The 7,925-nt window shown below is 60.4% G+C and carries 5 protein-coding genes; 2 read left to right on the top strand and 3 right to left on the bottom strand.

The features are described 5' to 3' along the window. Positions 1-1,890 (bottom strand): sulfatase-like hydrolase/transferase (locus H8E27_00300; GenBank protein MBC8324061.1); only part of this gene is annotated, 1,890 nt, incomplete at its 3' end. Here H8E27_00300 and H8E27_00295 point away from each other — a divergent pair. Next, on the top strand, positions 1,889-5,602 hold the full coding sequence (locus tag H8E27_00295; GenBank protein MBC8324060.1) for a DUF1592 domain-containing protein: 3,714 nt from the start codon (positions 1,889-1,891) through the stop codon (positions 5,600-5,602). The two genes, H8E27_00300 and H8E27_00295, sit on opposite strands and share 2 nt — an antisense overlap. A 37-nt stretch (positions 5,603-5,639) precedes the next feature. Here H8E27_00295 and H8E27_00290 read toward each other — a convergent pair whose 3' ends face one another. Then, the gene (locus H8E27_00290; protein ID MBC8324059.1) at positions 5,640-5,909 is read right to left on the bottom strand and encodes a type II toxin-antitoxin system YafQ family toxin; all 270 of its coding nucleotides are present in this window, start codon (positions 5,907-5,909) and stop codon (positions 5,640-5,642) included. Continuing rightward, complete coding sequence (locus H8E27_00285) at positions 5,909-6,163, bottom strand: type II toxin-antitoxin system RelB/DinJ family antitoxin (GenBank protein ID MBC8324058.1); 255 nt, start codon at positions 6,161-6,163, stop codon at positions 5,909-5,911. Before H8E27_00285 ends, H8E27_00290 begins: the two co-directional genes overlap by 1 nt. 461 nt (positions 6,164-6,624) lie before the next feature. On the opposite strand from H8E27_00285, the gene H8E27_00280 reads away from it, so the two are divergent. Beyond that, positions 6,625-7,925: DUF1552 domain-containing protein (locus H8E27_00280; GenBank protein MBC8324057.1), on the top strand; the 1,301-nt coding region annotated here is incomplete at its 3' end.

The raw sequence follows: 7,925 nt of genomic DNA, 5'->3' as shown, positions 1-7,925 counted from the left end.
AAAGGCGCGGCAGCTGAAGGCGACGAACATGGCGAGATCTTTGTCGCCGGGGAGGACGACGGTGGCGGGGGTGTCTGGGGGGCGAATGGTTTCAGCGCGCTTGAGGGCGGCGGCCATGGGGGCTTTGGCGGCGATGGCCTGTTTGCCGAGTAGCTCAATGGTGCGGGCGGCGTGGGTGACGACGATGAGGTTTTCATGTTGCGTCGCGTTGATCAGCGGAGGCAATGCGTTGGGAATGTCGCCATGGGCTGCGAGCGCGTTGGCGATCTCGATCCGCGCCGCCGGCGAGGGGTCGCTCAGCTTCTGTTTTAACACGCGCTTGGCTGAGTCGGAGATGTTCGACCTGGCCGCCAGCCCGATGGCGCCCCAGTAACGAATCGCCGGAATGGCTGAATACAGGTTGCTCAAAAGCTGTTTCTCGCTGGCCACCCCCACTTGGGCGGCGGCTTGATGGATGCCGGCAAGGGGTATCCTACGCGCTTGGCCGATCTCCCAACCGGTTTGCTTGGCAAACATCGTCCACGCTTCGCTCTCCGGCAGAAACCCGAGGTCCGCCGTTTCAGTGATGTGCCGGAGGTGCTCGGTCCGCAATTGCTTTAGGATTTTTTGATGCGCTTTGGAACGGGCAAGGTTTTTCAAATTTTGTGGGTCCGCTTGGCAGTCGTACAGTTCCTCCACCGGCCGTGTGGGGCCGGCGAAGTGCCATTGGGCGCCGGACATTTTTTTGGAATTGGTGAGGCGATAAAACTCGTGGCGAATCTCGCCGCTGTCCGGCCAGGCGGTGGGTTGGTTGTAGCCGAGGTGCGGCATGTAGTTGCGGATGTAAAGGTAACGGCTGTCACGCACGGAACGGGCGAGGTCGCGCACTTCGTCCACGCGATCGCGATGGCCGTACACATAACGGCGCGGCGCGGCGGCGTTCGAGCCGAGGAACGGTTCGCCCTGCATGGCCTTGGGGATCGGCAGGCCGAGCAGGTTCAGCACGGTGGGGGCGTAGTCCACAAAACTCACAAGGCGATCGGAGGTGGTGCCGGGTTTGCCCGGGGCGAGGTGCTGCCATTTTTTGGGGAACCGAATGAGCAGGGGCACATGCATGCCGCTATCAAGCAGGGCGCGTTTGTGGCGGGGCATGCCGCTGCCGTGGTCGCTGTAGAAAAACACAATGGTGTTTTCCGCAAGGCCGTCTTCCTGCAGTTGTTTGAGGAGCGCGCCCACCTGCAGGTCCATCGCCGTGACACAATCGTAAAAGCGCGCCAGCTCGCGCCGCACCAGCGGGGTATCCGGATAATACGGCGGCAGCGGCACTTTGTTTGGGTCATGGATATCGCCCGGCGACAAGGTGCTTTGCACCTCTTCCTTGAAGCGCGCGTACGGCCACACCATCGACCGGCTTTGGTGCGAGGTCATCAGGTTAAACACGCTGAAGAACGGCTGCGCCCGCCCGCCGCGCTGGCGCCAATGCGCGGTGGCGCTGCTTTCGTTCCACGAGTGTTTAATGATGTCCGCGTAGTTGCCGGTGTTGTAATCGGTCTTCACGTTGTTGGTCGTGTAATACCCGCGTTGGCGCAGCAACGCCGGAAACCCACGCATGCTTTTCGGAATCGCAAACCCCGACCGCATCTGCTGCGTGGACAGCGAGGTCGGATAGCAACCGGTGATCAAGCACGACCGCGAAGGCGAACACACCGGCGCACTGGCAAACGCCTTCGTGTACCGCACGCTCTCCTTGGCGAGCCGATCAATATTCGGCGTGATGGCAAACGGGTCCCCGTAACAACCCAGCACCGGACTCATGTCCTCAGCCGTGATCCACAAAATGTTTGGTCGTTCAGCCTGTTCAGCCGCCTGCAAAACACCGCACACCATCAGAAATGAAAAAAGAAAGCGCATGCCCCTTTGTAAATGCGCCCGAACAGATTGGCAAGGAAGGGGGCTTCTTTCCTTGCTCGGTTCGGTGGGGCAGGGGAGGATTGGGGCGGTGAACGGGTTTCGAATATTTCTGGGATTGCTGATGCTGGCGGGCGCGTTGCCGGCCAAGGAGCCGGCGGTGGTGCAGCAGGATTTTCAGCGGTTGGTGCAGCCGTTGTTGAAGCGGTATTGTTTTGATTGCCACGGGGAACGGAAGCCGAAGGCGGGGATTCGGGTGGATTATCTGGACGGCACGGTGCCGGACAAGGAGGTGCGGCATTGGGAGATTATTCGCAAGCAGTTGCTGGAGGAGGAAATGCCGCCGGAAGACGAGACGCAGCCGACGAAGGCGGAGCGGGCGTTGATGGTGGTGTGGATCGACGAGGCGCTGGCGATGGCGCGGTCGCGCGTGCGGCCAAAGAACGGTGGGGCGCGCCGGTTGACGGTGGCGCAGTACGGCAACACGCTGCGCGATTTGCTGGGCATCGAGGAGGATCTCACGGGCGTGTTGCCGCCGGACGGCGTGTCCAAGGACGGTTTCGTGAATAACGGGCAGTCGATGTTGTTGTCGCCATTGTTGGTGGAGAGTTATTTTGATATCGCGGAACGGGCTTTGGACCTCGCCATTGTGGATGCGGCCGCGAAGCCGGTGATCCAGAACTTCCGCGTGGATCTCGGGCACGAGATCAATCCCGAGCCAAGTCCGGATCGATTGATCCTCGGCGCCAACAGCGCATTGCTCGCCAACAACAATTTCATCGTGCGCCAGTTGGTGCCCAAGAAGTCGTTTGCTTTTGAACCGTTTAAGATGCGCACCCAGTGGCGGTTCAACGAAGGCTACCAAGGGAACGGCACGGTGCGCGGTTGGCGCGAGTACGACAGTATCTACCACGCGGTCTTCGCTTGCATGCGCGGGACGATGGGGTATCCGCGCGGCAAGGCGTATCGCGTGGTGCCCGATGGCCTGTTGCTGCGGGCGTCAATCCCCAGCGCGGAACAGTGGCAGGTGGAGAGCACATACGGGCCGCGCGCGAATTTCAAAATCTCACTGCGCGAGCTGCCGCAACACGGGAAGTTCCGCGTGCGCGTGAACGCGGCAAAATACGAGGACCTGCTGCTACTCGACCGTGGCACCCCCGCGGCAACGGCGAATCAGGCATCCGTGGTGGTGCGTGGACTGCACGAACCGCAGCGGGTGGTCATTCCGAAGGGCGGGATTTATCAGGCGGATGTGTACGTGCAGGCGGCAGCGGGTGAGGCGGTGCAGGCGGATGCCTCGCGGCTTGATGAAAAGCTCGTCGGCGCATGGACGTTGGACGACACCGCGGACAGTTTGCCGAAGCCAAAGAAACTGGAGGGGCGGTTAGTGGGCGACGCGAAGTTTGTGGAATCTCCGATTGGAGCGAACGGCAAGGCGGTGGCGCTGGACGGCAACGGCGACGCGGTGGTGGTGCCGCGCGACAACTCGATGGACGTAGGCAAGGGCGACTTCACCGTGATGGCGTGGATTCGCCCCACACAACTGCGGCAGGCGGGCATTGTTTGCCTCGGCAAATACAGCTGGACGCACGGTTGGTATCTCGACATGCCAAACAATCGCGGGGTGTTGCGCATCGAGACAGCGAATCCGGACAATCAACCCAACGGCACGGTGGCCTCACGCCCGGGCGTCATCCGCGTGAACGAATGGCAGCACGTGGCGGCGGTGGTGCGTCGCGGCAAGAATCAAACGCGCGTGTACGTGAATGGTTACGAGGTGGGCGTGGGGACGATCGAACCGCGCGTGCTGGATAATCCGAAAGTGGATTTGCATATCGGCCGTATCCAGGACGCCCAGCAGTTCAAGGGCGATATTGACGAGGTGCGGCTGTATCGGCGCGCGCTCGAGGTAGCCGAGCTGAAGGCGTTGCTGGCGCCGGGCCAACGGTTCGTGAAGGCACCGCCGGTGAAAGTGGAGGATGTGGCTTTGAAAATCGACGGGCGCGAATTGGTCGATGCGCGTCGCGAACCCGCCCTCGCCCTCCTTCGGCTCCCGTCCGGGCCAGTGCAGGTGAGCGCGCGGTATGGCGCCAGCGGCGTGCCGCAACGGGTGGTATTGACGCCGGTGGCAGAGGGCTCGGAATTGGCCAAGCGATTTGTGCAATTCGAAAAACGCTCACCGTGGCTCGGCGTGCACCTAGGCTTGCGCCGGGATTGCGGAAGCACGTTTGCGCCGGTGCAACGGCCAGTGGAGGTGGCGGGCACGGCGTTGCGGGAATATGTGTTCGAGGGTGCAATCAATAATTATCCGAGTGACGATGTGCAGGAGGACAACGACAATTACCTCGCCGGCGTGCGCGAGATCGGCGTCCGCAGCGAGCACACCGACGGCCGGGACCGGCCGCGCCTGCGGATCCGGTCGGTGGAATTTGAGGGACCGTTTTACGAGAGCTGGCCGCCGGCGACGCACCGGCGCATTTTCATCGGCTCGGCCAACGAGGATAAACCCGAGGTGTACGCGCGCGAGATCGTGCGGGAATTTGCCGGGCGCGCCTATCGGCGGCCGGTCACCGAGGCCGAGGCATCGCCGTTAATGGCCGTATGGAAGAGCGCCTTCGCCGAGCACGGCGATTTCACGCAGAGCATCAAGGAAACCCTGCTCATCGTGCTGACCTCGCCGCAGTTTCTGTTTCTCATCGAGGAAAGCACCACGCCGAAGGCCGAGCCGCTGACGGAGCATGAACTGGCCTCGAAGCTGTCGTACTTCCTCTGGAACACCGCGCCGGATCCGCGCCTGCACCAGCTCGCCGACTCCGGCAAATTACGCGCCGCAATGGACACCGAGATCACACGCCTTATTCGCGATGAGCGGTTCGGGCAATTCGCCGACGAGTTCGCCTCGCAATGGTTGAGTCTGGAGAAATTCGATGTGGTGGAAATGGACCGCAATAAGTACCCCACGCTCACGCGCGATGTGCGGCTGAATCTCCGCCGCGAACCGGTAGAGCTGCTGCAACATCTCGTGCGCGAAAACCTACCCGCGCGAAACCTTGTGCAGTCGGACTTCATTCTGGCAAACGAAATCACCGCCAGCTACTACGGCCTCGGCGACCAGACCGAGCGCGGCTTCGACTTCGCGCCCGTCGCCCATCGCCGCAAACACCTCGGCGGGTTACTGGCGCAGACGAGCATTCTCGCCGGGCTGTCCGATGGCCGCGAGGCCAACGCCGTGAAACGCGGCGCGTGGCTGGCCCGCAAGATTATTGCCGAACCGCCCGCCGATCCGCCGCCCAATGTGCCGGGCATTGAAGAGATTGATCCCAAGCTTTCCTTGCGCGAACGCCTTGCCCTGCACCGCGACCACAAAGGCTGTGCCAGTTGCCATGCGGGCATCGATCCGTGGGGGCTGCCGCTGGAGCAATTCGATGCCGGCGGTCTCTTCCGCGCCGATCATCAAGGCGCCAGCGCCCGCCTGCCCGACGACACCGAGGTGGCCGACTACGCCGCCCTGCGCGCCTACCTCGCCGGCCCGCGCATGGATCGCGTGGCCTTCAGCGTGCTCAAGCACCTCGCCACCTATGCCACCGGCCGCACACTCACCTACAACGAGCTTGTTTTTCTCGAAGAAAAGGGACTTACTTTGCGTCGAAACGGATATCGAATGCAGGACCTGATCCGGTTCGTGATCACGAGCGATATTTTTTTAACCAAGTAGATTTTACAAACTCTACACGGCGGATGAAGGGATCGATTCATCCAAACAACTCCGAGTGGCTTCCTAGCCGCACGAGCACCAGCTCGTCATCGGTCGGTTGATAGACCATCAGCCAATCCGGCGCGAGATGGCATTCGCGGAGGTCGCCGAGGTTCCCCATCAACGCATGGTCTCGCCGGGCGGCGGGCAATGGCTTGCCCTGTTGCAGCAAACGCAGAGTTTCCTCCAAAATTGCCAATGGTTTGCCTGCCCGTTTGGCGCGTTTGAAATCCTTTTTGAATCGGCTGGTTCGGCGCAGCGTGCGCATTACGAATTGAGATCGGCCATCAAATCATCCACCGAATCGAATGAAGGCAGTTTGGTCCGGTCTTCGTCCATTGCTGCCCGTGTGGCTTTGTTTGGTACCTTCAATTCGAGCGGGAATTCGCCGCGCAACCGGATCTGATTGAAGAGCAACTGGATCGACTCGGAAGTCGTCATCCCTAGTTCATTCAAAATCTCCTCAGCCTCAGCCTTCACCTCCGGCTGCACTCGGGCTCGAATTGTTGCCGTCTTGGGCATGGCTCATATGTAGCACTAATGTGGCCACAGTCAAGGCTCAATCCTTACTTATTGAACAAAAAACTGGATGGCATCTCCCTTAAAGATATGACGGTGAAGCGGGTGATGATTTTTTGAATGCGAACTGGGTTGGAATGGGGCGGGTGGCCTTGAGGATGCATTAAAATACATGGAGAAGCACAATTTGAAATATATCGCGGTAGCATTTGTTGACGGCTCGGGAAGGGCAGTAACTAAAGAGGAACTAAAGGAACTCAGTTGGTAGCAATCCATGCTAATGACCAATCACGTCGAGGCTCCAAATCTTTCACGACAAGTCGCGCACCCGTATCCAAGGCTAACGGGGTGCGGTTGACATCATCTCACCGACATCGGGCTTGTGTTTCTCGAAGAAACGGGCCTTAATTTGCGTCTAAACGGATGCGGGAAGACGTTTTCCTGACCGAACTTTTTTTGAAATCATGAGCCAATCATTTCAACTCGATCGACGCGCGTTCCTGAAGGGGGCGGCGGGGGCTACGCTGGTGTTGCCGGTGTTGGAGGCGATGGGCAAAGAGGTGGCCGAGGCCACGCCACGGCGGTTCTGCGCGTTGTACACGGCCAACGGCATGTCACTGCCGCACGCCAAGCACGGCATCGATGAGTGGAGCTGGTTTCCGCGCGCGGAAAAGGACGGCCAGTTTGTGTTCGGCAAATCAACCGAGGCGTTCGCGCCGTTCCGCAAGCAGCTGAGTTTCATGGGCGGACTGTATCACCCGAACGGCCCGAAATCCGATCCGCACGTGTGCTCGGACATGTGGCTTACCGGCGCGCCATTGCAGGATCCCAGGCGCGAGGTGTACAACAGCGTGGCGCTCGATCAAGTGGTGGCCAAGCACACCAAACAGTTTTGCCGGCAACCGTCACTGGTGATGTCCGTCGATGCGGGCGTCGGGTTCCTGTCGCGCACGGGCACCATTTCCTACAGCCTCACCGGCAAGCCGATTCCTGCGGAGAACAATCCGCGCCAGATTTTTAATCGTCTCTTCCGCGCGGACCGCGCCTCGCTGGAAAGCCAGCGCAAGAATCTCAAGCGCCGTATCAAGCTTGTTGATGCCGTGCTGGAGCAGGCCAAGTCGCTCAACCAAAAGCTCGGCAAATCCGACCGCGAGAAGATGGATCAGTACCTCACCTCGCTCAACGAAGTGGAGGAGCGCCTGGTTGCGTCCGAGAAATGGATCGATATCCCGCTCAAGAAACAGGACCACACGCACCTCAAGCTCGACGCCAATTCCGAGGGGGATCCCGCCGATTACTATCGCACGATGTTCGACCTCATCGCGCTGGCGTTCGATGCGGACATCACCCGCAGCATCGCCTTCATGCTCAATCGCGAAGATGGCATGGGCATCAGCGACACGTTTCCCATCAAGCTCGGCATCAAGCGCACCCACCACAGCCTGTCGCACGCGCAGGATAAGGATGGCCAGTTGCAGTTTGCCAAGTACGACCAATTTCTCACCGAGCAACTCGTGCATTTCTTCAAACGCCTGCAGGGCTATCAGGATAACCGTGGCACCGTGCTCGATAACACCATCGTGCTCTACGGCTCCGGCGCCAGCACCACGCACCTGCCGAAGAACCTGCCCACCCTCGTTGCCGGCGGCGCCAATCTGGGCCTCAAGCACGGCCAATACTGGCGCAATGGCGACACCCAAATGTCCGACGTCTTCCTCAGCATCCTGCATAGCATGGGCATCGAGGAAGAACGCTTCGCCGACAG

The sequence above is a fragment of the Limisphaerales bacterium genome, from assembly GCA_014382585.1.
Taxonomy (GTDB): Bacteria; Verrucomicrobiota; Verrucomicrobiia; order Limisphaerales; family UBA1100; genus JACNJL01.
The sequence above is the reverse complement of the archived record's forward strand: the minus strand, read 5'-3'. Positions and strand labels throughout refer to the sequence as shown.

What these genes read in the sequence shown, in the direction of transcription:
- H8E27_00295 (MBC8324060.1), top strand. Translation starts at nt 1,889, where the DNA reads ATGCCCCTTTGTAAATGCGCCCGAACAGATTGGCAAGGAAGGGGGCTT.
- H8E27_00290 (MBC8324059.1), bottom strand. Translation starts at nt 5,909, where the DNA reads ATGCGCACGCTGCGCCGAACCAGCCGATTCAAAAAGGATTTCAAACGC.
- H8E27_00285 (MBC8324058.1), bottom strand. Translation starts at nt 6,163, where the DNA reads ATGCCCAAGACGGCAACAATTCGAGCCCGAGTGCAGCCGGAGGTGAAG.